This window comes from Xanthobacter lutulentifluminis, assembly GCF_043194675.2.
Taxonomy (GTDB): domain Bacteria; phylum Pseudomonadota; class Alphaproteobacteria; order Rhizobiales; family Xanthobacteraceae; genus Xanthobacter.
This window is the reverse complement of record NZ_CM195525.1, coordinates 3,080,063-3,105,312: the sequence shown is the minus strand read 5'-3', so window position 1 is coordinate 3,105,312 and position 25,250 is coordinate 3,080,063. Positions and strand designations below refer to the sequence as shown.

At 67.1% G+C, this 25,250-nt stretch carries 34 protein-coding genes and 1 pseudogene; 16 read left to right on the top strand and 19 right to left on the bottom strand.

What is annotated here, in order from left to right; all coding sequences use genetic code 11:
• The first annotated feature begins 15 nt into the window (after window positions 1–15).
• A complete protein-coding gene (locus V5F49_RS14285; RefSeq protein WP_394116937.1) occupies window positions 16–570 on the top strand; it encodes a sigma-70 family RNA polymerase sigma factor in 555 nt (184 codons plus the stop codon).
• Window positions 567–1,208, top strand: a complete 642-nt coding sequence (locus V5F49_RS14280) for an NrsF family protein (RefSeq protein WP_394116936.1) — start codon at window positions 567–569, stop codon at window positions 1,206–1,208. The genes V5F49_RS14285 and V5F49_RS14280 overlap by 4 nt, the downstream gene beginning before the upstream one ends.
• 39 nt (window positions 1,209–1,247) lie before the next feature.
• Here V5F49_RS14280 and V5F49_RS14275 read toward each other — a convergent pair whose 3' ends face one another.
• Window positions 1,248–2,147, bottom strand: coding sequence for an alpha/beta fold hydrolase (locus V5F49_RS14275; protein ID WP_394116935.1), 900 nt, complete (start codon window positions 2,145–2,147; stop codon window positions 1,248–1,250).
• Between the two features lie 202 nt (window positions 2,148–2,349).
• Here V5F49_RS14275 and V5F49_RS14270 point away from each other — a divergent pair, with 202 nt between their 5' ends.
• The 3 genes from V5F49_RS14270 (at window position 2,350) to V5F49_RS14260 (ending at window position 4,361) form a co-directional block, all read left to right on the top strand.
• Window positions 2,350–2,949, top strand: coding sequence for a CGNR zinc finger domain-containing protein (locus V5F49_RS14270; protein WP_394116934.1), 600 nt, complete (start codon window positions 2,350–2,352; stop codon window positions 2,947–2,949).
• Window positions 2,950–3,049: 100 nt separating this feature from the next.
• Entirely contained in the window at window positions 3,050–3,727 is a 678-nt protein-coding gene (locus tag V5F49_RS14265; protein WP_394116933.1) for an NrsF family protein, read from the top strand.
• Between the two features lie 103 nt (window positions 3,728–3,830).
• Window positions 3,831–4,361 carry a sigma-70 family RNA polymerase sigma factor gene (locus tag V5F49_RS14260; RefSeq protein ID WP_394116932.1) on the top strand — a complete coding sequence of 177 codons (531 nt, stop codon included), beginning with the start codon at window positions 3,831–3,833 and terminating at the stop codon, window positions 4,359–4,361.
• 3 nt (window positions 4,362–4,364) lie between these two features.
• Here V5F49_RS14260 and V5F49_RS14255 read toward each other — a convergent pair whose 3' ends face one another.
• On the bottom strand, window positions 4,365–5,366 hold the full coding sequence (locus V5F49_RS14255) for a phosphotransferase enzyme family protein (protein WP_394116931.1): 1,002 nt from the start codon (window positions 5,364–5,366) through the stop codon (window positions 4,365–4,367).
• Between the two features lie 192 nt (window positions 5,367–5,558).
• Between V5F49_RS14255 and V5F49_RS14250 the strand changes: the two genes are divergently transcribed.
• Both V5F49_RS14250 and V5F49_RS14245 read left to right on the top strand, forming a co-directional pair.
• Window positions 5,559–6,683, top strand: a complete 1,125-nt coding sequence (locus V5F49_RS14250; protein ID WP_394116930.1) for an NAD(P)/FAD-dependent oxidoreductase — start codon at window positions 5,559–5,561, stop codon at window positions 6,681–6,683.
• A 965-nt stretch (window positions 6,684–7,648) separates the two neighbouring features.
• Window positions 7,649–8,020, top strand: a complete 372-nt coding sequence (locus V5F49_RS14245; protein WP_394116929.1) for a helix-turn-helix domain-containing protein — start codon at window positions 7,649–7,651, stop codon at window positions 8,018–8,020.
• Between the two features lie 410 nt (window positions 8,021–8,430).
• Here V5F49_RS14245 and V5F49_RS14240 read toward each other — a convergent pair whose 3' ends face one another.
• Window positions 8,431–8,649, bottom strand: a complete 219-nt coding sequence (locus tag V5F49_RS14240; RefSeq protein WP_394116928.1) for a Rha family transcriptional regulator — start codon at window positions 8,647–8,649, stop codon at window positions 8,431–8,433.
• 182 nt (window positions 8,650–8,831) lie between these two features.
• On the opposite strand from V5F49_RS14240, the gene V5F49_RS14235 reads away from it, so the two are divergent.
• From V5F49_RS14235 to V5F49_RS14225, 3 genes are read left to right on the top strand one after another with little or no spacing between them, the layout of a single operon-like run.
• Window positions 8,832–9,104, top strand: coding sequence for a BrnT family toxin (locus tag V5F49_RS14235; RefSeq protein ID WP_394116927.1), 273 nt, complete (start codon window positions 8,832–8,834; stop codon window positions 9,102–9,104).
• Entirely contained in the window at window positions 9,091–9,432 is a 342-nt protein-coding gene (locus tag V5F49_RS14230) for a BrnA antitoxin family protein (protein ID WP_394116926.1), read from the top strand. The genes V5F49_RS14235 and V5F49_RS14230 overlap by 14 nt, the downstream gene beginning before the upstream one ends.
• A gap of 24 nt (window positions 9,433–9,456) precedes the next feature.
• Complete coding sequence (locus tag V5F49_RS14225; RefSeq protein ID WP_394116925.1) at window positions 9,457–9,750, top strand: hypothetical protein; 294 nt, start codon at window positions 9,457–9,459, stop codon at window positions 9,748–9,750.
• Window positions 9,751–9,914: 164 nt separating this feature from the next.
• Here V5F49_RS14225 and V5F49_RS14220 read toward each other — a convergent pair whose 3' ends face one another.
• The 6 genes and pseudogenes from V5F49_RS14220 to V5F49_RS14195 all read right to left on the bottom strand — a co-directional run bounded on the left by V5F49_RS14220 (window position 9,915) and on the right by V5F49_RS14195 (window position 15,366).
• A complete protein-coding gene (locus tag V5F49_RS14220) occupies window positions 9,915–10,175 on the bottom strand; it encodes a hypothetical protein (protein WP_394116924.1) in 261 nt (86 codons plus the stop codon).
• Between the two features lie 26 nt (window positions 10,176–10,201).
• Complete coding sequence (locus V5F49_RS14215) at window positions 10,202–10,972, bottom strand: KilA-N domain-containing protein (protein ID WP_394116923.1); 771 nt, start codon at window positions 10,970–10,972, stop codon at window positions 10,202–10,204.
• 65 nt (window positions 10,973–11,037) lie between these two features.
• Window positions 11,038–11,796 (bottom strand): phage antirepressor KilAC domain-containing protein, encoded by a 759-nt coding sequence (locus V5F49_RS14210; RefSeq protein WP_394116922.1) that lies wholly within the window; start codon window positions 11,794–11,796, stop codon window positions 11,038–11,040.
• A 569-nt stretch (window positions 11,797–12,365) separates the two neighbouring features.
• Complete coding sequence (locus V5F49_RS14205) at window positions 12,366–14,675, bottom strand: hypothetical protein (protein ID WP_394116921.1); 2,310 nt, start codon at window positions 14,673–14,675, stop codon at window positions 12,366–12,368.
• 17 nt (window positions 14,676–14,692) lie between these two features.
• Window positions 14,693–14,965 (bottom strand): annotated as a pseudogene (locus V5F49_RS14200) (SOS response-associated peptidase family protein); the annotation flags it as partial.
• Window positions 14,966–15,051: 86 nt separating this feature from the next.
• A complete protein-coding gene (locus tag V5F49_RS14195) occupies window positions 15,052–15,366 on the bottom strand; it encodes a hypothetical protein (protein WP_509210694.1) in 315 nt (104 codons plus the stop codon).
• A 348-nt stretch (window positions 15,367–15,714) separates the two neighbouring features.
• On the opposite strand from V5F49_RS14195, the gene V5F49_RS14190 reads away from it, so the two are divergent.
• The 5 genes from V5F49_RS14190 to V5F49_RS14170 all read left to right on the top strand — a co-directional run bounded on the left by V5F49_RS14190 (window position 15,715) and on the right by V5F49_RS14170 (window position 17,595).
• Window positions 15,715–15,927, top strand: a complete 213-nt coding sequence (locus V5F49_RS14190; RefSeq protein WP_394116919.1) for a hypothetical protein — start codon at window positions 15,715–15,717, stop codon at window positions 15,925–15,927.
• Window positions 15,924–16,151: a hypothetical protein gene (locus V5F49_RS14185; RefSeq protein ID WP_394116918.1), complete on the top strand. Its 228-nt coding sequence runs from the start codon at window positions 15,924–15,926 to the stop codon at window positions 16,149–16,151. Before V5F49_RS14190 ends, V5F49_RS14185 begins: the two co-directional genes overlap by 4 nt.
• 166 nt (window positions 16,152–16,317) lie before the next feature.
• Window positions 16,318–16,824 carry a hypothetical protein gene (locus tag V5F49_RS14180; protein WP_394116917.1) on the top strand — a complete coding sequence of 169 codons (507 nt, stop codon included), beginning with the start codon at window positions 16,318–16,320 and terminating at the stop codon, window positions 16,822–16,824.
• Window positions 16,825–16,878: 54 nt separating this feature from the next.
• Complete coding sequence (locus tag V5F49_RS14175; RefSeq protein WP_394116916.1) at window positions 16,879–17,115, top strand: hypothetical protein; 237 nt, start codon at window positions 16,879–16,881, stop codon at window positions 17,113–17,115.
• A gap of 30 nt (window positions 17,116–17,145) precedes the next feature.
• Entirely contained in the window at window positions 17,146–17,595 is a 450-nt protein-coding gene (locus V5F49_RS14170; protein WP_394116915.1) for a hypothetical protein, read from the top strand.
• Between the two features lie 87 nt (window positions 17,596–17,682).
• Here the strand turns inward: V5F49_RS14170 and V5F49_RS14165 are convergent, their stop codons facing one another.
• Entirely contained in the window at window positions 17,683–18,882 is a 1,200-nt protein-coding gene (locus V5F49_RS14165; protein ID WP_509210788.1) for a phage tail tape measure protein, read from the bottom strand.
• Between the two features lie 137 nt (window positions 18,883–19,019).
• Here V5F49_RS14165 and V5F49_RS14160 point away from each other — a divergent pair.
• Window positions 19,020–19,786 (top strand): IS5 family transposase gene (locus V5F49_RS14160; RefSeq protein ID WP_394118573.1). Its coding sequence is split into 2 segments (ribosomal slippage): window positions 19,020–19,329 and window positions 19,329–19,786, totalling 768 coding nucleotides; the frame shifts between segments, so codons are not numbered across the junction.
• Here V5F49_RS14160 and V5F49_RS14155 read toward each other — a convergent pair.
• The 9 genes from V5F49_RS14155 to V5F49_RS14115 all read right to left on the bottom strand — a co-directional run bounded on the left by V5F49_RS14155 (window position 19,745) and on the right by V5F49_RS14115 (window position 25,243).
• On the bottom strand, window positions 19,745–20,791 hold the full coding sequence (locus tag V5F49_RS14155; RefSeq protein WP_509210693.1) for a phage tail tape measure protein: 1,047 nt from the start codon (window positions 20,789–20,791) through the stop codon (window positions 19,745–19,747). The two genes, V5F49_RS14160 and V5F49_RS14155, sit on opposite strands and share 42 nt — an antisense overlap.
• A 16-nt stretch (window positions 20,792–20,807) precedes the next feature.
• The gene (locus V5F49_RS14150) at window positions 20,808–21,203 is read right to left on the bottom strand and encodes a hypothetical protein (protein WP_509210692.1); all 396 of its coding nucleotides are present in this window, start codon (window positions 21,201–21,203) and stop codon (window positions 20,808–20,810) included.
• Between the two features lie 17 nt (window positions 21,204–21,220).
• On the bottom strand, window positions 21,221–21,436 hold the full coding sequence (locus V5F49_RS14145) for a hypothetical protein (RefSeq protein WP_394117172.1): 216 nt from the start codon (window positions 21,434–21,436) through the stop codon (window positions 21,221–21,223).
• 11 nt (window positions 21,437–21,447) lie between these two features.
• Complete coding sequence (locus tag V5F49_RS14140) at window positions 21,448–21,762, bottom strand: hypothetical protein (protein WP_394117173.1); 315 nt, start codon at window positions 21,760–21,762, stop codon at window positions 21,448–21,450.
• A gap of 26 nt (window positions 21,763–21,788) precedes the next feature.
• The gene (locus V5F49_RS14135) at window positions 21,789–22,691 is read right to left on the bottom strand and encodes a hypothetical protein (RefSeq protein ID WP_394117174.1); all 903 of its coding nucleotides are present in this window, start codon (window positions 22,689–22,691) and stop codon (window positions 21,789–21,791) included.
• Between the two features lie 289 nt (window positions 22,692–22,980).
• Window positions 22,981–23,271, bottom strand: coding sequence for a hypothetical protein (locus tag V5F49_RS14130; RefSeq protein WP_394117175.1), 291 nt, complete (start codon window positions 23,269–23,271; stop codon window positions 22,981–22,983).
• Window positions 23,271–24,011: a hypothetical protein gene (locus V5F49_RS14125; RefSeq protein ID WP_394117176.1), complete on the bottom strand. Its 741-nt coding sequence runs from the start codon at window positions 24,009–24,011 to the stop codon at window positions 23,271–23,273. The genes V5F49_RS14130 and V5F49_RS14125 overlap by 1 nt, the downstream gene beginning before the upstream one ends.
• A complete protein-coding gene (locus V5F49_RS14120; protein WP_394117177.1) occupies window positions 24,011–24,970 on the bottom strand; it encodes a helix-turn-helix domain-containing protein in 960 nt (319 codons plus the stop codon). Before V5F49_RS14120 ends, V5F49_RS14125 begins: the two co-directional genes overlap by 1 nt.
• A gap of 66 nt (window positions 24,971–25,036) precedes the next feature.
• On the bottom strand, window positions 25,037–25,243 hold the full coding sequence (locus tag V5F49_RS14115; protein ID WP_394117178.1) for a helix-turn-helix domain-containing protein: 207 nt from the start codon (window positions 25,241–25,243) through the stop codon (window positions 25,037–25,039).
• Window positions 25,244–25,250: the final 7 nt, after the last annotated feature.

The window sequence follows — 25,250 nt, the reverse complement described above, 5'->3', positions numbered from 1 at the left end:
GACAGGGGGAGTTCGATGCCAGAACCCGAAGCCGATCTTGAACATCTCATGAGCCGCGGGCAGGCGGGCGATGCCGAGGCGCATCGCGCGCTGCTGCGGCACCTCGCGGTGCGGCTGCGCCGCTATTTCCACGGCCAGCTGCGCCGCACCGGCGCGCCCGCCGCCGACGCGGAGGACCTGGTGCAGGACACGCTGCTCGCGATCCACACGCGCCGGCACACCTACGACGGCAGCGCCCCGGTGCTGGCGTGGACCTTCGGCATCGCCCGCTACAAGCTCATCGACCACCTGCGGGCGAGCGCGCGCACCCGGCGCGAGATCCATATCGACGAGGTGGACGACCTCGCCGCCGACGATCCGTTCCAGCCGGTGGACACGGCGCGCGAGCTGCACCGCGCGCTGGAGACGCTGCCCAGCCGGTTCCGGCTGCCCATCGAATACGTGAAGCTCGAAGGCCTCAGCATCGCCGAAGCCGCCGCCCGCATCGGCATCAGCGACTCGGCCGTGAAGATCGGCATCCATCGCGGCATGAAGCGGCTCGCCGTGGCCCTTTCGGAGGCGCGCCCATGAACACCGACGACCTCATCGATTTCCTCTCCACCCGCGTGGAGGCGGTGGACCCGGCGCGGCAGGATCGCCTCGTCGCCCGCGCGGCGCTCGGCGCGCTCGTCCTCGCCATGCTGCTGGTGCTGCTTCTGCTGGGGCCGCGCACGGACATGCCGGGCGCCCTCGCCACCCCCGCGTTCCTGATGAAGGCGATGTTCCTGCTCGCGGTGGTCGCCACCGGGCTCAGGGGCCTGCTGCGGGCGGCCCGCGCCGGGGAGGAGAAGCGCCACGCGCTGCGGCTCGTCCTGCTGCCTCTGGCGCTGGTGTGGATCGCGGCGGCGGCGCAGCTCGCCGGCATGCCGCGCGGCGCGTGGGGGCAGGTGATCCTGTTCCATGAATGGCGGCTGTGCGTGGTGGCGATCCCGCTGCTGTCGCTGCTGCCGCTCGCGCTCATCACCATCGCGCTGCGCGAGGCCGTGCCCACCGAGCTGCCCTATTGCGGGGCGCTGCTCGGTCTGGTGTCCGGCGGCATCGGCGCGCTCGGCTACGCCGCCTACTGCATGAACGACACGCCCGCCTATCTGGGCGTCTGGTACGCCGCCGGCATCGGCATCGCCACCTTCGCGGGGTGGCTGGCGGGGCCGCGCCTGCTGCGCTGGTGAGGGATGGCGCCGCGCCGGTCAGGGCGCGGCGCCGCCGGCTCAGGCCGGGAGGCGGGAGAGGAACGCCGCCACCGCCGCGCCGATCTCGCCGGCGTGGGTCTCCAGCGCGAAGTGGCCGGCGTCATAGCCATGCACCTCGGCGGAGGGGACGAGCGTGCGGAACAGGTCGCGGCCGGCCAGGGTGAAGAACGGGTCGTTGTCGCCCCACACCACCAGTACCGGCGGCTGCTGCGCCTTCAGGTAGTCCTGCCAGGCGGGGTAGGCGCCGACATTGTCCTGGTAGCGGTAGAGCAGCTCCAGCTGAATGGCGTCGTTGCCGGGGCGGTCGAGCCCGGACTGGTCGTGGCGCCAGGTGTCGGGGCTCACCCGGCCGAGGCGGTCGCCGGCGCCGTGCTCATACTGGAAGCGCGTGGTCTCGGCGGCGAGGAAGCCACGCACCGGCGTCTCCGTCTCGGCATTGCGCGCGGTCCAGAACGGGGCGAACGCCGCCGGCGGGCCGGGCTGCCAGCCCTCGAGGTTGACGACCGCGTTCTGCACCACGAGGCCGGTGACCCGCTCGGGATGGCGCAGCGCCAGGCGGAAGCCCACCGGGCCGCCGTAATCCTGCATGTACAGCGCATAGCGGCGCACGCCCAGCTGATCCAGCAGGCCTTCCACCACGTCGGCGAGGGCGTCGAAGCTGTAGGCGAACGCGTCCGGCGCCGGCGCGCTGGAGAAGCCGAAGCCCGGATAGTCCGGCGCGATCACACGGAACCGGCCGGCGAGCATCGGAATGAGATTCCGGAACATGTGGGACGAGGAGGGAAAGCCGTGCAGCAGCACGATCGCGGGGGCGTCGGCGGGGCCCGCGTCACGGAAGAAGATGTCGAGGCCGCGGACAGTGGCGGTGCGATAGGCGATGGCGCCGGAGCGATCGTCGGTACGGGAAAGCGTGGACATGGAGACCTCTGTAACCTGTTTGGAATGAAATATCGGTTACATCGTCGCCCGGAACCGTTCAAGTGATTTTTTATCGGTTATTCTCACCCCTGTTGCGCCTCGCCGCTGAAAGCCTATGTTTCCGGTTACGGAAGGCACCGCCTTCGACGCGTGGCGGCAGCAGCGGGCGGGTCCCGGACCGGACCGGGAAAGCGAGGCAGAGGTGACCACCCAGGACAGCGAGGGCCAGACCGATTTCCGCGATGGCATGCCCTTTCTGGGCGGCCGGCTCTGGATCGACCTCGTGAACTCCGTCTCGGCCGCGCTCGGCGACCAGATCGGCACCGATGCGCTGTGGAGCCGTTGGCTGGCTGCGGCCGACCTGCCGGCGCCGGCCGGCGTGGCCGCCGCGCGCGAGGCGCTGCGGGGCGAGGCGGTGGCGCTGCGCGAGGCGCTGCGCGCGCTGTTCGAGGCGCTGCGCACCGGCGCGCCGCCCGATCAACGCGACATCAACCGGGTGAATGCCTATCTCGCCCGCGCGGCGGCCCATCCGCGGCTCGCCGTGGCGCAGGACGGGCGGCTGGTGGTGGAGACGGCGCAGCTGCGCGCGAGCGATCCGCTGGTGACCATCGCCACCGATTTCGCCGCGTTCGCCGAGCGCTACGATCCGGCCCGGCTGCGCCACTGCGACAATCCCGAGTGCACCCTCGTGTTCTACGACACCGCCCGCAACGGCACCCGCCGCTGGTGCTCCATGGCCGCCTGCGGCAACCGCCACAAGGTGCGCAGCCATCGCCAGCGCGCCGCGCTCAAGTGCTCGTGAGGGCCGGCGCTTTCCTTGCGTTCGGCGGATTGCGGAGGAATGATCGCGCCAAGCACCCCGAAGCGGGCGAGAGAACGGCAGCAGAGGAGACGGACGCGCGATGCGTGACGGTGCGCGGCTCGCGGCTCGCCAGGGCCAATCCACGGATGCCCTGATCGACAGCCTGGTGGACGGACTGCCCGCGGCGCCGCCCGCGGCACCCCTGCGCGCCCTGCTCGCCGCCACCGGCATCGGTGCCGCATGCTCCGCCGCGCTCATGCTTGTGCTGCTCGGCGTGCGGCCGGACATGGCGCATGCGCTCCAAGGCTATTCCTTCTGGGTGAAGCTCGCCTTCCCGCTGGCGCTGGCGCTGGCGGGGCTGATGGCCGCGGACCGGCTCGGCCGCCCGGCGGCGCCGGTGGGCCGCGGGCCGCTGCTGGGCGCGCTGGCCCTCGCTGTCATGGCCCTGCTCGCCGCCGCCGAGCTCCTCACCGCCCGCGGGAGCGAGCTGCGCGCGCTGCTGCTGGGCCACACGCTTGATCACTGCACGGCGCTGGTGGTGCTGTTCTCCCTGCCGGTCATGGCCGGCGGCTTCATGGCCATGCGGCGCATGGCCCCCACCCGCCTGCGCCTGGCTGGCGCGGCTGTCGGCATCCTTGCCGGCGGCGTCTCGGCGGCCATTTACGCGATCGCCTGCAATGAGACGGCACTGCCCTTCGTCGTCCTGTGGTACGGGGCGGGAATCGCCCTCGCCGGTCTCATCGGCGCGCTTTTGGGGCCGCGCGCGCTCAGGTGGTGAGGCCGCCTCTTGAGTTTTGTGTCAATCGTTCTAGAATCCATTTCCGTCCCGGCCGACGCGCATCGCCCGGTTTCGGGGCGCTGGCCTCACCCGGAGCAGGGCCGTGCCGGAAGCGAACCGCGAGCTCGACACCCTGATGATCGCCGCGCAGGCCGGCGACACGGGGGCCTATCACGCCCTCCTGCGGGCGCTTGCCGTGCTGTTGCGCGCGTATTTCGCCCGCCGGATGGGGCGCGATGCCGCCGTGGAAGATCTGGTGCAGGACACGCTCATCGCCATTCACGAGCGCCGCGCCACCTATGATCCGGCCCGCCCCTTCGCCCCCTGGCTCTACGCCATCGCCCGCTACCGGCTCATCGATCACCTGCGCGCCAGCAAGACCCGCGCCGCCCTCTCCCTGACGGATGCGGAGGCGGTGGCCGGCGACGCCGCGGAGGACGCCACCGAGGCCCGGCTCGATATCGAGCGCCTGCTCGCCCATTTGCCCGAGCGCTCGCGCGAGATCGTCCGCCGGGTGAAGATCGAGGGGCGCTCGGTGGCGGAGGCGTCGGCCGATTCCGGTGTCTCGGCGACCGCCATCCGGGTGCTGCTGCACCGGGCCATCCGCACCATGGCGGCCCGCGCCAACCGCTGAGCGCTATCCGTGGCGCAGGAGGAAGCGCTCCGCCAGCGCCAGCGTGCCCTGCGTGTACGGCACGCCCATGGCCTGCGCCGTCGGCGTCTCGGCATGGGAGGCCACCCAGGCGGTGAGCAGGATGCGCCTCAGCATCACCAGCAGCTCCAGCTGCGCCTCGGCATCCGGCGGCAGGGCGGCAATTCCGTCCGCCCGCGCCTGCGCGGCATAGCCTCCCAGCCATGCGGCCTGCAGCTCCGGCACATAGGGCTCGTGCTCCAGGAACGAGACGGCGGCGGCGAAATCGTAGAGGAACCAGGAGAAGCCGCAGTCGTCGAAATCGATCAGCGCAAGCTGCTCGCCCTCCACCAGCAGGTTGGCGAGGCGCAGGTCCGCATGGATCAGCCCGAAGCTGTCCGGCTGCTGGAGCGGCGCGAGCCGTTGCTCCAGCAGCCCCGCCGCCCGCTCCAGCAGTCCTCGCCCGGCCGCATCCAGCCCGAGGCTGGCGCGGAAATCGCCCCACAGCGGCGCGGCGCCGAGGGTCGTCTTGAAATTCCATACCTTGCGGGTGAAGCCCTCCGGCCGCCGCCACCGCCGCGCATGCTCGTGCAGGCGCGCATGGGTGGCGCCCAGCGCGCGGAACCAGCGGGGGAGATCTGCGCCCGCCACCGGCTCCTCGCCCGGCATGAAGGCGAACGCCGCCACATGGCGCGGCGCGCCGCCATCGTCGAGCACCGCGAATGCGCTGCCGTCGCGCAGCGGCACCGGCCGGGGGGTGGTGACTACCTGCCCGGCCCGCAGGGCGGCGATCCATGCCAGCTCGGAGGCGATCTCCTGCCGCGTGTGGTAGCCCGGCCGGTAGAGGCGGAACACGAGGTCGCCGGCGTCGCCCCAGCGCACCCGGAACGTCGCGTTCTCCGAGATGGCGAGGAGGCTCACCTGCGCATCGGGCGCCACGCCCCAGCGCGGCAGCGCCGCGCGCACCAGCGCCTCGTGGCGGCCGAGGAATGCGTCGTCGTACAGCACCTGTTCTCCCTCGCCATCGGCCACGGCCTCCGTGCCGCCCCCGGCGCACGGCGCGCATCTTGGCAAATGACACGGGCGCCGCGCCAGACCCCGCGGACGGGCTCGACAGGCGCGGCAGTGGATGACGACAATGGGCCACGGCCCGCCGCCCCGCCGGCGCGGAAACGGCAGGGCCGCAGCCGCGGGCAGTCTATGGAAGAGGTGGAGTGCATCGTCGCGGGCGCCGGCGTCGTGGGGCTCGCCATCGCCCGCGCGCTCGCCCGGTCGGGGCGCGAGGTTCTGGTGCTGGAGGCGGCAGGCGCCATCGGCACCGGCATCTCGTCGCGCAGCTCGGAGGTGATCCACGCCGGCATCTATTACGAGCCGGGCAGCCTGAAGGCCGGGCTGTGCGTGCGCGGACGCCGTGCGCTCTACGCCTTCTGCGCCAGCCACGGCGTCGGCCACGCGCGGCCGGGCAAGCTCATCGTCGCCGCCACGCCGGACGAGGTGGCGCATCTGGAAATGCTGAAGGCCCGCGGCGCGGCCAATGGCGTCGACGACCTGCGGCTGCTCAACGCCGCCGAGACGCGGGCGCTGGAGCCGGAACTGGTGGCCCACGCCGCCCTGCTCTCGCCCTCCACGGGCATCGTCGATTCCCACGGCCTCATGCGCGCGCTGCTGGGGGAGATGGAGGATGCCGGCGGCATGCTGGCGCTTCATGCGCCCGTGCTTCGCGCCGCGCCGGAGGTGGGCGGCCTGCGGGTGGAGGCGGGCGGGGAGGCGCCGCTCGCGCTCCGCTGCCGGCTGCTGGTGAACGCCGCCGGGCTCGATGCGCCGGCCCTTGCGCGCTCGGTGGCGGGCATGCCGGCCGACCGCGTGCCGCAGGAGCGCCTCGCCAAGGGCAACTACTTCAGCTGCGCGCGGCGCGTGCCGTTCCGCCACCTCATCTACCCGGTGCCGGAGCCGGGCGGGCTCGGCACTCACCTCACTCTCGATCTCGGCGGGCAGGCCCGTTTCGGGCCGGACGTGGAATGGGTGGAGGCGCGCGATTATGCGGTCGACCCGGCGCGCAAGGCGGCCATGCTCGGCTCGATCCGGCGCTACTGGCCGCAGGTGGACGCGGAGGATCTCGCCCCCGCCTATGCGGGCATCCGGCCCAAGATCGACTGGACGGCCGGCTGGCCCGGTGGCGGCGGCCCGGATTTCGTGATCGAGGGGCCGGCGGCGCATGGCGTCGCGGGGCTGATCAACCTGTTCGGCATCGAATCCCCCGGCCTGACCAGCGCCCTCGCCATCGGTGAGCGGATGGCGCAGATGGCAGCGGAGGCAGCGGCCTGAGCGGTGGCCGGGGCCAGCGCATCGGAGCATATCGCGCTCCCGGCGGCTTCGGCCGCCCGGGATTGCAGGACCGGCGGCATCCGGTGACGCGAGAGGAGCGGTGCGGCCGGGGTGCGCCGGCCCGCCCGCAGCCGCTTGCCCGAGAGAGGGATGCGGGCGCGACGCCCATCACCGGCCCGTACGGGCACTGCCTGGGGGCACTGCCTGCGCCTTCGCCCGCACGGCGCACGCGCGCCACCCGGAAGAAGCCGTCCTACGGCTTCACCGACCCCATCCTCATTGATGCCGGCGGGCGCGTGCTCACGGGCCACGGGCAGCAGTGGGGCACGGACAGCGGGGCACCAGCAGCGGCGGCACAAACCTCCTTGAAGGGCGCACCACGAGGCATGGACGGCCACCGACGCGAACCTTGGGAAATATCGCGTGGTACACGGCATCCCGCTGAAAGGCTTCGACTACGCTCGGCCGAGATTCAAGGCCGAACCCCAGCCCGCGGCGCGGCGGCTCCTCTATGTGACCACGCCGGACGCGCCGCGAGACGATGGGGTGCATCTCCAGGCGATCACGGTTCGTGAGAGCAAGGCATCCCCTCTCATGACGTCGGCGCTGGGAAAGGCGCACGGCCATGCTCTACGGCTGCCCATCGGGGCTGACAGAGCTCCTCCAAGGGCAAGAAACTGATCGAGGTGGGGGCAAGGGCGGGATTGTCCGCCTACAAGAAAGCGCTTCCAGATCAATATGTTGCGTTGAGAGCTGGCGGAGAGAGAGGGTGTATAATTTTTCGCCCAAACAATTGATATTTAATGTTGAAAATCAGATTTGTGCCATGTGACCCCAACAATCACCCTAACTCGATCGGGCGCGTTGGGGTGGCGGGTTCCGGGCCGCCGCGGAGCGCCCCCATGATGGCAGTCCGGCTCACAATTTGGTAGGGGGGCGGGTCCGTGCGCGAAGAGGACGAAGCCATGCCCGCCCAGATCATCGTGACGCCCAAGGGCGAGCGCCTCGTGGTCATCCCGGAGGATGAGTTCAAGGCCATCCTGGAGGCGGCCGAGGACGCCGCTGACGTCGAGGCCATCCGCCGCTTCCGCGAGAAGTTCGCGGCCGGCGAGGAGGAGTTCCTCCCCGCCACCATGGTGGGCCGCATCATCGACGGCGAGAATAAGGTGCGGGTCTGGCGCGAGCACCGCGGCCTGACCGGCAAGCAGTTGGCCGAGGCCGCCGGGACCGCGCCCGCGACCCTCTCGCAGATCGAGAAGGGCGTGCGCACCGGCAGCGTCGAGATGCTGCGCAAGATCGCCACCGCCCTGCGGGTGGACCTCGATGACGTCGTTTGAGGTCATTCCCGGAAGCGAACGGCGCGGTATGGCGCCGCGCCGTTCTAAATCCCTCGATCTCCACGAGGTTGATGGTGAATTCCGGTGAGAGCTGGGCCACGACGATCAGCGACGAGCGCTTGTCGAGGAGGAACACCTGGACATCGTGCTTTCGGCCGTGGGAGGTCTCGATTTGATGTTCCACCATCGGTGGGACATCAAAAACGCCTTTATACGCAAGGCGTTCAATGGTGCGCTTGACGCTGTCATGGCGCGGGTTTGCCGGATTGAGAAGCTCCGCGATCTCTCGGCTCGACATGGTCAGGGGCTCGCTCAGGCCCCAACCCCGTGCATCGTCGTCTCAGCGCTGCCTTGCGCGCCACCGTGGCGCGCCTATCGCCCGGCGGGCTCGCGCGGTAGGCTTCTTGACGTCAGCGTAGGTAGCTCTCTTGGGCTCTGTAGCCGGCGACGAGGATCATCGTCTGGCGCTTGGGGAGGTTGAAGACGAAACGGGGTAGGCTGTAGCTGTCCGGGACATTCCCCGAAAATTCGGGAGATGTTTTTTCAAGTTCAACCAACATCTTACGGATGTCAGCGAGAACGTGGTCATGCTGCCTCCCCGTCAGCTCGGCAATCTCCAGGCAGCTCATGGCGAGGCTCATTCGATTTGAGCCAGGAATTTCCGGGTTCCAAAACGTCTCCGATCCCGGTGGGTTCGATGCGCCCCATCGGGGCGCATCCAGGTCTATCAGATAAATTTGTAGCTACACATTTCTTGACGCCGATGAAATCTGTAGCTACAAATTTCATATGGGCGACCAAGGAAGTGGGAATGCGTGGCTTCTACGAGTGGAACCCCACCAAGGCGGCGCGCAACCTCTCCCTCCACAAGGTCCCGATGACCGCCTCCCGCCGTTTCGAATGGGACACGGCAATTGAGCGCATCGACGCCCGCCACCCCTACGGGGAGGTGAGGTGCACCGCGCTCGGGTTCATTGGATCACGCATGCACGTCATGGTGTTCACCCGCCGCGGCGTGAAGATCAGGGTCATCAGCTTGCGCAAGGCCAACATCCGAGAGGTGACTTTCTATGAGCGTTTCTGACCCCCGCGCGAAGGCGCGCGCCAGAGCCCGCGCCTCACGGGCCCTCATCTCGGCCGAGGAGGATGCCGCCATCACGGAGGCCGCGGGACGTGATCCCGATAACCCGCCGCTCAATGAGGCCGACATGGCGGCCTTCAAGGCGATGTCGGAGACTGCCGCGGCGCTGGCCGGCTCCCCCAGGAAGCGCGGACCGAAAACCATCGCGGCCGGGGCCAAGCGGCTCACCAGCCTGCGCCTCGATCCTGATGTGCTGGAGCATTACAGGTCCGCAGGACCAGGGTGGCAGGCGCGCATCAACTCCACGCTGCGCAAGGCCGCGGGGCTGTAGCGCAGGAGCCGCAAGGAGGCGCCAATGGCCAAGCGGACGAAGTTCGGCACCGCCCTCCTGGAAAGCCTCCGGGAGGCTCTGGCCTGGAAGCGGGGAGACGCGACGTTGGACACCGCCGCTCCAAGCCTGCCCCTCGGCCCGTATCGCGGCTTCCATGGAGTGGCCGTCTTCAGCGCGGAAGACGAGGCCCTTGTGGGGCACCTCACGGACATCTCGGACATCGTGGGATTCCATGGCGCGACCGTGGAGACTGTCGAGGCCGCCTTCCGGGCGTCGGTCGATGACTACATCCACGCCATCCGGGACGCCGGCAGGTAGAGCCGCCAAAAGGTGCCCTTGCCCAAGGGGCCGTCCAATCCGCCCACGGCGCACGCCCCCTTGAGGGTGACACGTGCGGTCGTTCGGCGGCATCCGCCCAGGACTGAGGCGGGCCGGGTAGCGGGGCCCCGGTCTCCCGGGGCCCCTCTTGGATTGCTGACCCGCTATCCCTGGCGGACCACGTAGATCGGGCTGCTCGGCGCGAAGGCATAGAACCCGTGGCCGAGCCACCCGAACCCGAAGGCCCGGCGCACGAAGCGCGGCTCCTCGTAGTCCCCCAACTGCTCGAACTCGCCCGCCGGATTGCAGGAGATCAGCTTCCAGCCGATGAACGGCAGGAGCGTCCCGAACAGCGGCAGCGCGCGGTCGTGGCCCATGCGGATCAGGACCTCCCGCGTCGCGGGGTCTCGCTTGAAAACCTGCATCACGAATCCTCGCCGGGCCGGTGCCGCTATCGCTTCTTGAAGGGCAGCACGCCCTGCCCGGCCTGCGCGGCGACGTGCGCGGCGATCAGCGCGTTGCCCTCATGCGCCAGCCAGTCCCGGATCGTGTCCACGTGGAACAGGTAGCGGTTGGTCTCGCGGCTCAGGCGCGGGGGCTTGTCGGTCTCCAGGGCGAACCGCCGCAGGCGGGCCGACACCTTCTGGGAGAATGCCCGCCGCTTGCGCGCCGGCACCTTCTTGTCGATGAGCACCTGCAAGGCCGGCTTGTAGTCCGTCGAGACCACGTGCCCGCCCTCCAGCATCGCGCCCTCGACCATGGCCGGGATCACGCTGGTGAGCTGGGCGTGGAGCACGGACTTCACGATGCCGCCGATGACCGTGCGGGCCTCCTCGTCCAGGACGAGGCGCTGCGGCCCGATGTGCCCTTCCATGTATTGGCGCACCACGGTGTTGCACCAAATATGGAACTCGGGCGAGAGGTACTTCGCGTAAGCTAGGCCAATCTGCCAGTGAGCGTAAGTGCCTCCATTCTTTCCCTTTTTCGTCATAACATGGGAAATTCCCATGTTATGGGCTTCAGCCAAGACCTCGATGAATCTCTTGGCATCAGCGGATCGGAGCCACTCCGCCACATTCCGCGCTGGATCGGAGCCCTGCGCCTTCCACATATCGGTCAGGCACAGCATCTCGCCGCGGTCGTGGATTTCGACCCCGTCGTAGACCAGGGGCGCGCGGCCGCCCCGCGCGCCGCCGGGCGGCAACACGTCGTTCAGCATCATCAGACCTCAGGGGTAGGGGTTCGTCCTGCAAGGTGCCGCGGCGCGGCGGGCGGCCGCCTGTCACATCAGAGCAGGCTGCCCTGGGTCGGCTTGCCCAAGAGGCGCGCGAGCACCGTGAGCCCGCGCGGCGTCACCCGCACCTGCTCGAATGTGTGCTCATCCCCGTCCTTGCCCGGGATCACCTCGACCTTGTGCTCCAGGTAGCCGGCATTGATCCGGGGCTGATGGGCCACATAGCGCCCATTTCCGCCGCGCCGGAAAATCCACCCGTGGTTGCGCATGTAGGTGAACAGCTCGCTGGGCTTCATCTGGAGCGTCTTGGCCGACGTCGAGATGCACGTGCTGCCGTTCGCGGTGGCGATGCGGTCCAGGGCCGCGACCTTGACGCTTTGCTCCTTGACCTTGGCCTCCAGCGCGGCCGCGCGCTGCCGCGCGATCGTCTTGGCCTCGACCTCATCCGCCCAGGCCCGGGCCGCCATCACGGGGTCGGTGAAGTCCGGGAGGACCGGACGGCCAGCGGCCACCTCGGCCTCAAGCTGCTGCCAGCGGTCCACCACCTGGGCGGTGAACTCCGGGGAGAGCTGGGCGACGACGATGAGCGAAGAGCGCTTGTCGAGGTGGTAAATCTCGACGGTCTGGCCCAGGTGGTTTTTAACTTCCGTCGATGGCGGAAGTTCGAAAACGCAACGCTTTGCGAGCCGTTCAATGGACAGCTTGACCGTGTCATGACGGCTCTTGAGAATTCTGGCAATCTCATGAGATGACATGGTCAGGGGTTCGCCCGGGCGCCGGCCGGCGCCGAACGTCAAAACGTCGTTTGACATCTCCATACCTCAGGGTGGGGGTTCGTCCTGCAAGGAGTGCCGAAGGGCGGCAACGGCCGGGCGCGGCGGGCGCGCTACCTCGGGAAATCTGGGGGGCGGGGCGGCTGGTGTGCCGCCGATGGGTTTCGACGCTTCGCCCAGGGCGGGACGTCTCCCGGCCTGGAGCACCGGCTTTGCAACGTTGCCACCATCCGCTTTCGCTGGTGGGCGTAGCCGGCCCTTACTGGAGGCTTTCGCCGTGGGGCAGGTGACGTTCTCGACCCCGCTTTCGCGTCGAACTCGGGCGCGCCGAGGCGCGAAAAACGAAGGGGCGGCCCCTGTTGCGAGGGACCGCCCCTGTACGCTCGACGCCGGGACGAATCGGCGGAGCGAAGATGGTTGCGGGGGCCAGGATTGAACTGGCGCCCTTCCGGTTATGAGCCGGACGCGCTACCGCTGCGCCATGGAACCGGGATCGGCATACGGCGTCGCGCGAAGAATTGACCAATTTCGGGATTGGTCAGCCCGTCCATTGTGTCTCTCAGTGTGTGCCGGCGATCGCTTCGAATTCGTCGTCCGTAAACGACGGCTTAGTCATGATGGCCCTCAACGTTTCCTTCGCGAGGCTGTCGACGAATGTTCTGGAAGAAGACGCGATCCGTCACCCGAGCCATGTCGTCGAAAGATACGGCTATCTGCTCGATATCGAATTCTTGAGCTGTACGCTCGTAGAGGAAGTAGGGCTCAAGTTCGCGTGCGGTGAGCATGATGGCGCGCAGCCTATGCCCATTATTTACGGTCCGGATGAGGTCCACTTCCTCATCTTCAAACGGCGTCAGCCGCGAAAATGCAATGTAGAGGTCGAAAGTGTCAGTAGAAAAAGCCTCAGCGACTGCTGTGAGATTGCGCACGTCGTCGGCGGTGATGGGGTGACGAGTTTTCGTTTCGCCAATGACGATTTGAATTCGGCGAGTCCGACTTCGGCGAGCGACCACTACAAAGTCCGTTTCACAAGGACGAATGGCGGCGCCCGCTGGACGCAACGTCATGCCGGTGGCGTATATGGGATGCCCAAAGCTGTTGAGCTTGACAAGCTGCTGTAGGGTCAGCGCAACTGGGATGCCTCCTGCCTGATGGTCGTTCCGACCAAACAGGCCAGACCGGCGAAATGCCCAATTCTTGTCGCGCAACTGGCTGGAGGCGCCGAAGCGGTGGCCGCAATATTGGCATTCTAACGAACTTTTTGCGTCGTCTAAAGATATCCAGAATGAAAGTCTACAATTAGGGCAGTCAAACTCCAGTCCAGGCCGGAAGACGCCCTTCTCAAGCAGTTGTTTGAGTACCGCGTCATTTGTTAGCGGCGCGCCCAAGCGGCGCGGCTCAATGTAGAGCTGTTGATATTCAGAAAGCAGGCGGCAAGTCCCTTGGCCAAAAATCGTTTGCATCGCTGCGCTGCGGCTAAAGGACTGGTCGGGCCGATGGTTTTCGATGAGTCGGCGAACCCCTTCGATCTTGAAGGCCCGACAGTCGTCGAGCCCACCCATCTGCCGGATAAGAGCCGATACGACCTTGCCCGCATCGCTCGGTTTGGCCTCAATTCCCGCGGTCGCGAAGATCTCGGCGATCAGCTGAGACACCTCGACCGCGCGCAATGACAAGTCACTGTCCCCTGCCTTCGCAACGAGGCCTAGGCTCTCTGGTTCGGCACGGGCAGAGCGCCGGTCGAAATGACAATTCCGCCCGTAGAACTCATTGAGCGCCGGTAGGAATGGTAGATGGAAGGTAGCCTGTTCGTTCCCAAACAAACCGATGCCGGGATCTAGAGAAAGAACGTAGTGCTGCTGGTCTAGTGAGAAGTGCTTCGAGAAAGGCCTGTCCATGATTGCGAACGACACGGTCGTTTTCCCCGACGACTCTCCGAGGGATGCAAGGGAGGAGCTTTCGCCGAAGTACATCATTGGGGCCTGAATGTTGAGCCCGTTCCATAGATGCTCGTCGATCGCGCACACCGCTAGGTTCTCTCCAAACCGCGTGCGATCTTCCAGAGGAAGATCGCGGCGGTGCCACAAGGTGGGGTGCACTTCGTTGGGACCTGCTTTAGGCATCCGGCGACACTCGCCGTCCCAAAACTGGCGGAACTTTTCAAACCTTGGTGCGTGTCTCTCGTCGTAGAAAAATAATTGGATATCGCACGCTCTAAGGTTCCAAAATGTCAGAATGTCATCGAAATTATCGGTGCGCCCAACGTAGAATCCGGGATTGTCCCAAGTGTTTCGCACCACATAGTGCTGCTCGATGTAGGCTCGGTTCAGTGATGCTAGCGTCATCGCGGCCGGGTCGAATATTGGCAACTCCCCTTCTAGAGGGATGATATTCCGTTGCCCCAGAAGATACGTTCTCGCTAACCCGAGATAGTCGGCGCCTGTCACATCGGGCGACGGGACACCCCCATAAGTTGCCAGGAAAACGTCAGCAAGCGGGTCTGCCGAATCCCACTCAAAAAGGTGAAGAGGCGTAGCGAGGTCTGGGTTGCGATTAGTCGTCTCGTCGTAGAGCTTCGCTATCGGATGATGCAGATCGACGACTTGGCAACATACGTCCTCGCCGCGAGGAGTAAACAAGTCATCATGAAACAGCGGCCAGGGCAAATGTGCCTGCTTAGCTACAAAATCGCGAACGGCTGCAGAATCCGACAAGGCGTGAAGGGCATCCACTCGATACAGTCGCATGATGGTCTCGGCATGGGCCTTGTCGCCGATGGGGACGATGGGATTGTAACGCCCCCCCCATTGAACAAATGACATGCGCATCGCCTGTCGCAGAGCACCAAAGTCGCCAACCTCGACGCACCAGCCGATGCGCAGAGGTCGATATCGGAGTTTGATGCTCAGTGTGTTCACAGGCTCTCCTGAGGACTGTCCGGGCCAAGCCAGTGCGGCGATGAGGTGTTGCGGATGTTGGTGACGCCCGGGTCGACAGTGCGCCCCTTCAGCGCAAAGGCGGGGGACCGCATGCCCCAACGCGCCATGACCAGCTCGCGCACCCCGTCCTCGCCCGTGTGCACGATCGGGGCCGCATAGTCGGGGAAGATGCTGGGGAGCGGCGGCAGGTTGCCCGTCCGGTCCCGCATGGCGCGGGACAGCTCCAGGATCGCCGCTTGGCCCTTGGTCATGGAATAGAGGTTGCTCATGGGCCAAGGCTACGGCCTGGCCTCCTCGCGCACCAGTGGCATGCGCATGACTTCCGCGGCGCCAAAGCCGGCGCCGCGGGTCTGCTTCAGGCGTTCACGCTGGAGAGCGGCACGAGCCGAATGGCAGCTCCGCCTCCCTTGGGCGGATCATGGTCCGGTCCTGCCGTCCTCACCCGCCGCCACGGTACCAGAGCGGGCCGCTGCCTTCGCGATGCTGCGGCCCAGCCCTTGTTCGCGTCGGCCTGCGCCTCCTTGGCGGGAATCGCCGCGAGGGCTGCCAGCACGTCCGCCACGGGAACGATGGCGCCGCTGTCGAGACGGCGCAGCGTCGGCGCATTCTCGACGGCGCGGCGGTCGGACGCCCAGGAAGAGAGGAGCGCCCGCTTCTCGTCGTCCATCATGGTCGGGTGGTGAAGGACCTGCTCGGGATGAACCAGGACCGAAGCAGGTTCCAGGGACAGCGGCGCGCCACGGCGCCCGTCATGTGTGGTTCTCATAGCCACATCCTCCATAGAGCAACATGGGTACAAGCACCTCGCACCTGTCGTGCGATGCCAGATTGCCGGGCGATCAGTCCCGGCAAGTGATCGATTTGGGATCGATCTTGCCGCCGTCAAGGGGGCGACCGCAGCGGGCCCGGCGCAGGCTCACGGCCGTCCGCCAAGTCCCATGAGATGCCACAACATCTAGCGGCTTGTTCTCCGTTCGTTCCCGTGGAATCCATAGGGGATCACCGCGGGAGAACGACCATGCCGAGCGAGCCCGCGCCCGCCGAACGCTCCCCTTTTGATGTGAGCGAAGCCGAGATCGATGAGGCCCTCGCGGCTTGTGATGGCGACCCGCGCGCCACGATCCGCGCGCTGCTGATCGGGCAGGCCTTCATGGAGCACCAGATGTCCCGGCTCCTGGCCGATGCGTCGGCGGGCTTCCGCCGCCGCCGTCCCGCGGGGGCGCGGCGATGATCCAGCGGACCAAGAGGAGCTGGCACGAGGCCGACACCGAGCGGTTCGTTGCGGCCGTCATGGAAGCCAAGGGGGAGGTTGTCCAGATGCTCGCCCGGGCGCCGATCGGGTCGCCGGAATACAGGGCGCTCTCGGCCTTCCTGGCCGCGATCCACGAGGCCGCGATTTTCCTGGGGTGCGATTGGGTTGGGCCCACGCCGGCCAAGCAAGATCGGAAGCAGTGATGATGTAATAATCGAAGTATTAACGCGCTCTGAATGCTCTGTGTGGTGCGAATACCAAAAAATATCGCGCACATTCGTTTTTCATCTGGATGATGATCGGGGGCCACTCTAGGAAGATCACGTCGGGACCGGAACCGCCGGGCCCGCTAGACAGGAAAGCCTGATCATGAACAACGTGACCCGCCTCAAGACCAACGCCCCGCGCCCCGCCCGCCCTGCCGCCAAGCAGGCCAAGGACGCGGCGCCGCGCCCCAACATCCGCCTCCGCCGGCAGCGGGTGGCGGCTGGGGCCACCGGCTTCGTGACCCTGGTTCTGATCGCCCTCAGCCTCTCCCATCTTGCCCACGGCATCGGCCTCCTGACCGGCGCCGACTGGCTGGAACGCGGGGCCATGGCGGTCGGCATCGACCTCGGGTTCGTCGCTCTCGAAATGAGCCAGCTCTGCGCGGCCACCGAGGCGGTCCGCCGGAGCGTCGCCCGGTACGCCCTGCCGGCGATCGTCGGAACCCTGGCGGTGAGCGCGGGCCTGAACGCGCTGGCCTTCGCCTCCCAGGCGCCGCTCTGGACCTTCCAGATGTATGCGGCGGCCGCGCTCGGGGTGGCGGTCCCGGCCATGATCTACGCGCTCAGCCGTATCACCTTCGCCCTGGCGACCCAGGGCGCCCGCGCCTAGCGTGATCTCAAGGGGCGCCCTCCCGGGGGCGCCCCTCCCTACGTGGAGGAAACAATGTCTGATCGCCTCATCGCTCGCGTGGGACGGGCGCTCTTCGGGGAGACCTGGATGGGGCCGCTCTCGCGGGAGGCCGACATCCGCAAGCGCACCGTTGACGACTGGGACAAAGGCCGGGCCGAGCCTGGGGTCGGCGTCTACGAGGACCTCCTGGAGATGGCCGAGGCGCGGCTCGTCCTCCTGGAGCAGGTGGTGGTGGACCTGCGCGAGACGATCGCGCGGCGCCGCACGTGAGCATTCGATTTTGTTGAAGAGGAGAAGCAGATGAAGGACGTCACTTTGGATATTCGCGAGTATGAGGTCATCCACACTCAGGAGCTTGAGAGCGGCGAGAAGGTCGAGTACTTCGCCTCGCCGCTGGACGACGTCAACGACACCGCGTGGATTTCAAGCTACGATCTCATGAGGGTCGCCTTCGGCCTGGAAATCACGGGATTCGAAACGAACCGCAGGGGCGACCCCTACGTGTTTCGCGTGATCAAGTCGGACGTCGAGAAGGTTCAGATTATCAGGCAGTCCGCTGCGATCAAGATTCTCCGGACGGCCGCGGACATGGGGCTGATCGATGATTTCTCCATTCGCGGGATCATGCTTGGCTTCTGCCACGCGACGATCGCGGCAAACCATGAGCGGGACCGCTACGACGTGTTCAGGATCATGATGGAGAGTTCGGCCCATTGGGCACGCCGCCCGCGTGTCGGCGCGAGCGCCTGACTTCAGCACTGATGATGCCATGCAAAAAGGGGCCGGTGGGTTGACCACCGGCCCCTTTCTCTTTGCGCCGCCGGAATGGCGGTGTGCTCAGGCGTATGCGGTGTCGTCGAAGGCGCCGCGGTGCGAGCCGCCAACGAAGCGCCCGAGCCGGCGCGATACTTCGCGGGCGATCGCCTCCGGGTCCCCGGTCTGGGCGTGGATCGTGATCGGGGCGTTCACCGTGACGGTGCGGCCGCCGATCTTGTGGTTCGGCGTGATCCCGCCCGAGCGGCCGGGCGTGAAAATCTCAGGCCCGCGCTCACCCACGAGGTAGGTCCGGCCGCCGATCACCGGGCCGCCGGACGCGCGCGCCCCGTCGACCGCCGGGGCCCCGTAATGGGCGCCCTTCGGCTTCCCCCGCCCGCTCGCCGCCGGCCCGCCGCCGACATCACCACCGCCACCGAAGGGGTTGAGGCTGGCCAGCGCGCTGCCGATCTTGAGGATCGCGTCATAGGCGGCCTTCGCGTTGCCGATGATGCTCTGGATGCCATCGGCGACGGTTTTCACGCCGCCGGCCACATATTTCCCGATGGTCTCGCCCCAGGAGCGCCAGTCTTCCTGGCTGGCTTTGAGGGGACCGAGCATGCCAGCGATTGCGTCGTAGAGGCGCTTCGCCGCGTTCGCGATCGGCTCGATGATGGCCCGCGCCGGGCCGAGCCCTTTCATGAAACCTTCGCCGACCCCGACGAACAGCTCCTTGATGCCCTTCCAGTTGTTGTAAATCCACAGGCCCGCCATCGCGAGGCCCACTGCCACGGCGCCGATGCCGGTACTGATGAGCGCGACCCGGATGGCGACGAGCGCCACCCGGACCAGCCGCAGCGGGTTCAGCAGACCGAGCATGGATGCGGCGAGCATCCGAAGGGCTGCCCCGTTTCCGGCAACCGCGGACGCAGCCGCGAAACCGATCAGGGCGGTTCGTACGCCGCCAATCGCCGCCGCCACGGTCCTCATGGCCGGCGCGATCAGAAGGGCCTTGGTGATAGCCCCCAGGCCGCGGGCGGCCCCAATGGCGAGCCCGGCGACCGAGAGGAGGCCGCCCTTCATGAAGAGGAAGGCGTAACCGGCCGCGATCGCGGCGACGCGGGTCGCGATGAGGCCGGACGCCACCATGACGATCGTGCGGGCCAGCTTGGGGTTCTTGTCCGCGAACTGCTCCACGTAGCCGAACATCCGGCCGAGGACGTCCATGAGGTCCACGAACCCCGGCAGTAGGGACGAGCCGATCGTGATGTTGAGGTTCTCCAGCGCGGCCTTGAAGCGCGCCGTCGCGCTCGCGGCCGTCTTGGTCCGTCGCTCAAAGGCCTCCTCGACTAGGTTCTGAACCCATAAAGGTTGCGGAATGCTGGCGTCGCTGATTCAAGGTTCCCGGGAGGAGCCTTTGGATGGCGCGTTACGATTTGAGCGAAGGGGAATGGCGGTTGGTCGCGCCGCTGTTGCCGAACAAGCCGCGCGGGGTCGCCCGCGTGGACGATCGACGGGTGATCAACGGGATCTTCTACGTGCTGCGGACCGGCTCGCCCTGGCGCGACCTGCCCGCGCGCTACGGCCCGCACACCACGGTCTACAACCGCTACAACCGTTGGGCGAAGGCGGGCGTGTGGCTGAAGGTCTTCGAGGCGCTGGCGGCCGCCTCGCCCCAATCCCTGCACCTGATCGACAGCTCCATCATCCGCGCCCACCAGCACGCTGCCGGCGGAAAAAAGGGGGCCCGGATCACGCCATCGGCCGGTCTCGTGGAGGACTGAGCACCAAGATCAACGCCCTGGTGAACCAGGACGGCCTGCCGCTGAGGATCGTGCTCTCCGCCGGCCAGGCCTCCGACAAGGCGGCGGTCGCCGCGCTGCTGGAAGGTGTTCCGCCGGCCCCGGCGCTCGTCGCCGACCGCGGCTATGACGCCAAAGCCATCGTCGACCTGGTCGCCGACCACGGCGGGTGCGCCCACATCCCGACCCAGAAGGACCGCAAGGTCCAGCGCTCCGTCGACCCGGCGATCTACCGCCAGCGCAACCAGATCGAGCGCTTCTTCTGCAAGCTCAAACACTTCCGACGCATCGCCACGCGCTTCGACAAGCTCGCGCGAAACTTCCTCGCAGCCGTCCTCATCGCCTCAACCCGCATATGGCTCAGAGCTTATGAGTCCACGCCCTAGACCGGACGCCTTGAGGGCGTCGGCGCGCAGGCGCCGGTATTCCTCCATATCGTTCAGGATGGCGATGATGCCGAGCTGGGCCTGCCGGTCCTCGAAGAGGTCGCTGATCTTGGCGCCCTTCTTCATGGCCTTCTGGGTCGCGAGCGCCAGGGTCTCAATGGGTGAGACCCCCTTCTTCAATCCCTCGTCCACCGACTTCGAGATGTCGATCCCGAACTTCTTGAAGTTCTTGCGGGTCGTGGGGCTCTGGATTTTCTGGAGGACGTTCAGGAGGTTGTTGGCCGCCTCCGCGGCGTCACCAGCGCCCTTGCGCGCGACCTGGAGGGCCGCCGCGAGGTCCGCCATGCCTTCGCGCCCGGCCATCCCGAGCGCGTGCGCCATGGAGGTGAGCGACGGGAAATGCTGGGCCATGTCGCGAAATTCGAAGCCTCCGGCCGCAGCAGTCGAGGCCAGGGCGTCGAACGTCCGCATCATCTCGCTGAGCGGCACTTTCATGTTCTGGAAGGCCGCATGAGCGGTCTTGGCCATGTCCTCCGTGGAGGAGCGGTAAGCCACCGCGGCTTTGGCGGCCACGGGCGCGAGCGCGGCCGCGGCCTTGATGTTCTCCGCATCCGTCTCCCCGCCCAGGCCCATGCCCAGGAGGAAGTCCATGCCCTTCCCCATTTCCATGGTGGAGACGTTGGTATCACGCGCGAGCTTGCGGATGGTCTTGCCCAGATCGCCCAGGGCGGAGCCGGAGAGGCTGGTCTTCTGCCCGATGTCCTCCATCAACGTCTCGAACTCGACCGCCGCCTCAATGGGCGCTGACAGCGCCTTCTTGAGCGCGTAGCCGCCCGCCACTGCGTCGACGAGCTGGCCACGCATCCCCGCCAGCGCGGCCTTGTTGGCCTCCGTGGCCGCGTTGATGCGGCCCTGGAGCTGGCGCATCGAGTTGCCGACCGCGCGCGAGGGCGCGGTCACTTGGTCGACGAGGCGGACGATGAGGCTGGAAACGTGGTCTGCCATTTGAGTGTCTCCCGCTTCACCGAGCCGTCCGGGCAGCCTGCTTCTCGGCCAGGGCCTTCAGCGAGTTGTGCTTGGGCTCTTTCGGTCCAGCCTCCATCCTGGGGGCCGGCGCCGCAGTCGAGACCGCGGTGGCGTCATCGCGCTCCGCAGCGGTGTTGAGCACGGCCGCGCGCAGCGCCTCCGGGGAGGTGCCGCGCTCGATGGCCTGTGCTGCGTCGACAGTGACGCCCATGCGCTTCGCCATCGCCGCGATGGCGGTGATCTCGGCGGCGCGCGCACGCTCGGCCGCGGCGTCCGCCTGGGAGGCCTTCCCCGCGGCAACGAGGTCGGCGATGGTCTGCACCGGGGCGTCGCTCTCTTCAATGTCGTCGGCGTCGGACCCGTGGGCGTTGGAAATGTGGTTGGACGTCATGATGATCTCCAATTGGTTCAGTGAAGGAAGCCGCCCCGCGCCTCGGCGCCAGACATGTGGTCCTGGAGCGCAGCGAGGCGCTCAAGTGCAATTTTCATCAGGTCGGGCATCGGAAGCGCCGCCTCGTCGGCGGTGATCCGCACCCCGCGCTGGGCGACGAAATCGATGAGCTGGTTGCGGTCCAGCGGCCGGCGATCATCGGTGGCCGCATCGTCGATGTGGTTCTGGCTCATGATGGGCTCTTTCAGGCCAGCTCGAAAGCGAGCCGCGTGCCGCGCGGGGCGACGATGTGATGGGTTTGGTTGGCGCGCAGATAGCGGCGGGGCCCGCTCTCGATGTTGGGCTCCTTGGCGATGACGACCCAGGCCGCGTGGGCGAAGCAGTGGACGGTGAAGACCGACGACAACCTAGGAACATCATTTTCAAACGGCGAAGAGTTCGTCGTGATGCCAGTGTCGTCATCGAAGACCTCCGACCAGAACAACTGCTCGTGAATGTGCGTAGAATAGGAACTCTGCGCTCTGTCCGCGAACATGCCGCACTCAATGACGAGGTTCATCTTGATTGCTCCTTGTCAGATTGCGCTCACTCGGCCGCCTCGGCGGGCGGCTCGATCACCAGCTCATGCTCGACCTCGATCTCCGGCGGCTCAGGAGGCGCGGCGCGGTAAGCGCGCCGCATCGCTTCGTGCTCCTTGATATTTTTGAGGATGGTGTCGGCGGTGTTCCAGGGCGCGGCGGTCCAGTAATTCGGCTCGCCTCCGACGAGGCCAGGGAGGTCAATCGCGGCCAGCTTCTCGCCCCACTCGGTGAAGCGCTCCCTCTCCCACTTGCGCTCGATGAAAGTGTGCCGATCAAAGTGACGGCCGGAGTGTCGACTGATGCCCTCGCCGTTGCCGTGGTCGACGATGTTGTCCTGAGCGGCAGGAATCTTGGTGCCGCGATGGCACCACAGGCGGACCGTCTTTTCCGAGAGCAGCCGGCGCGGCGTCCCGGGCATGGAACGGGCCAGCCGCTCGGCCTGGACCAAGGGCTCCGCGCCGGCCGGCAGGTCGGCGTTCACCGCCTCGATGGCGAGGTCGGCCTCTGCCGACGCGCGGATGAGGTCGACGAAGCCGCCAGCGAGCTGAGGGTACTTTTCCAAGATCAGAGCGACGGTGGCGTCGCGCTTGGCGATGGCGGCATCATAGGCGGCGACACGGCCAGCTTCCGCCGCCGCTTCGCGCTCCTGAGCGAGGCGGGACTGGATGGCGAGGAGCGCCGCCTGGGCGTCCTCCAGGTCGTCGCGCGCCGTCTGGAGCGCGGCCCGGTGAGCGGTCCGAGCGTCATCGCCGCTGATCACGGCCTCGACGCGGCTGGCCTCCAGGCCGACGAGCTTCGCTTTCGCGGCATCGAGCGCCGTCAGGGCGTCGACCTCGGCTTTTTCGAGCGCCGTGACCCCCGGCGCGGGCTTCTTCAGGAGGCGAGAGAGGTTATCAAAAATTGACATTGGGTGGTCTCCGATTGGTTTCAGTTCGTGTTGCCGTTGATGGTGTCAGTTAGGAGCCAGAAACTCCTGTGCGTTTCTGTATATTTCGATCTAAACCAAACAAAACGCGGAAATCATGCGAGCAGAAACGCTCAAAAAGCACGCTGCCGCCGCAGCGCGGTAGCCCGTACGCCAGGGAAGTACCTTGAGGCCCCGGGGGGTGTTGGTGTTGCGATCCCCTTTTCTTTCCGCTCGTGAGGGCGCGTGGTCGCGGGATGGATGTGGTGGGGGGAGGAGAGGGAGGGTGAGGTCATCCCGCACCTCCCCCGATCGTCCAGGTGGTGGGCGCAGTGCTGGGTCTGAACCTCGACACGCACAGGCGGTGAGGATGGTGGGGCAGCCCCGCCAGCGGCGCGGGGTCGATGCCCCGCGCCAGCGCCGCGGCGCGGATACCATCGGCGTGGACCGAGCGGACCTCGGTGCGCCATGGATGGCTTCCGGATGGGTCTGCCTTCTGGAGGCAGTAGAGCTGACCTCGCGCCTCGACGACGCGGTAGCCGCGATCCAGCATGATCGGCTTCAGCCCGCGCCGTTGGCTCATCACACGCGCTCCTTGGTGTTCTGCGGAAGGTGGACGGGGTCACCGGCCGGGCGGGCCAAGGCGTTCGTGGCCGAGAAGTCGATCCGGTCGTTGAACCCGTCCGTGCCATTGGGGACTTCCAACTCGCCACGGTCTTCCAGCAGGCGCCGCGCCATGCGCGCTGCGTGATCGAGGCGATCGAGGAGCCCGAGCACCCTCTTCATCTCCTGCTCACGCAGCTTCGCGATGCGCAGGAACTCTGCCGCCTCCGGCAAGAAGCGGGCGTCCTCCAGCAGTTCCTGTGCGGCCGCCGCGAGTGCGGCGGCACACACCGGACGAACGTCGGCCGCGTTGATCAGGGCGCCTGCCACCGCCTCGACGAAATCGGCCGACCGCACCCTGTCGATGTTCACGCGGCCAGACGCGAACGCAGCCACGATGAGCAACACATCCTCGGGACGCGCGAACTGCTCCACCGCAGCCGACAGCGCATCACGCGCCTCGTCGATCACGCTGGACGGCGGTGCCCGCCGGTAGATTTCGCTGGCGAGATGCGCACGGGTGGCCCGCCACTCGGCGGCCTTCGGATGATCCTCGTCGTAGACGAACTCCACGATCAGCGGGTTCGTGGTGATGGGGCCGAACTTCGCGGCCCACTTGGCGCCGCGCAGCATGGGGCGGAGGGTCGTGACCGGAACCCGGACCTCACAGTGCTCGCGCGTCAGCTCCTGGCCATCGGAGAGGTGGACAAGATCAGCCATCAGAAGGCCCCCGCCGGCATCTGGTAGCCGCCGAACCGGGCCTGCTCGGCCTCGCGCTCGGCGCGCGCCTCCTGGGCCATGCGGACGACGACCTCGGCCACCGCCTGCCCGCGGCCGCTCCACCTGTCGCTCGGTGGGGCCATCGGGCGCGCGGCGTTCGAGGCGTTCATCCAGGCGCCAGCATCGAGCCAGCGCGCCGCCGTCTTCGTGAAGCGCGCCTGATCCGGCCGCTCGCGGATGATCGCATCGCGCTCGGCCGCGTACTTGATGCAGTTTGCGAGGATGTCCGCCGCCGACGCGCCCTCCCGGCGAGCGCGCCCGTAGGCGCGCCGCGCAGCCTTGGGATCGTCACCTCGCGGATACTGCTTCCAGAACGCGGCGAACTCGTCGTCGACCTCATCAACCTCGATCTGGGGCCGGGAAGACCGAACGGGCTCAGGGACCGGATGGTGAGAATCCTCGACGGCGCCGGAGGCGGCCGCGAGAGGGGAGGGGGAGAGAATCTCTCTCTTGTTCCTCTTCTCGGTTTCTTCTTCTCTTGTTTGGGTGACGAATTCGTCATACCCTCCCATGACGTTTTCATCACCCCTCCCCATGACGACTTCATCATGGGGGATGTCGACTTCGACATGGGCGGCCGATGCTTTCTTGAAGTCGATCGAGAAGGCGTTCCTCCCACCACACGTCGGGGAGGTCCGCACCCAGCCTGCCGCCTCCAGCTCACGGAGCGCCGCCACGGCGCGGCGCCGCGAGAGGCCGATGCACTCGGCCAATCGCGCCATGGAAGGGTCGCACTGAGCAGTCTTGAGATTGTGGTGGTCAAGCAGAGCGAAAAGGAGATTCTTCGAGGACGCGGACAGATGGCGATCAGCCATTGCTGCTTTGCTGACCATCCACTTGTCCAAGAGGGTCAGCGTGTGCTTTTTCGCTTGCGTGTCATTCTGAGTGCTGTTAGACATGTGTTATTCCATTGGTGTTCTGAAGTGAAGAGAAGCCCGCCCCCTCCAGAGGGCGGGCTTTTCATTTCATGCGTTGGGTGGGGCGATCCGCGCCGCCGGAGCGGCTTTGATGAAGCGCTCGATCTCGCCGGTCTCGACGAGGGTGCGGCGCCCGATTTTCTTGGCGCGCAGGCTCCCGGTGCTCAGCAGCCTGTACAGCGACGCTCGCGACAGGCCGAGCATGACCTGCGCATCAGGGAGCGAGACGAGACGGACCGCAGGGGCAGTATTCATTGTGGCC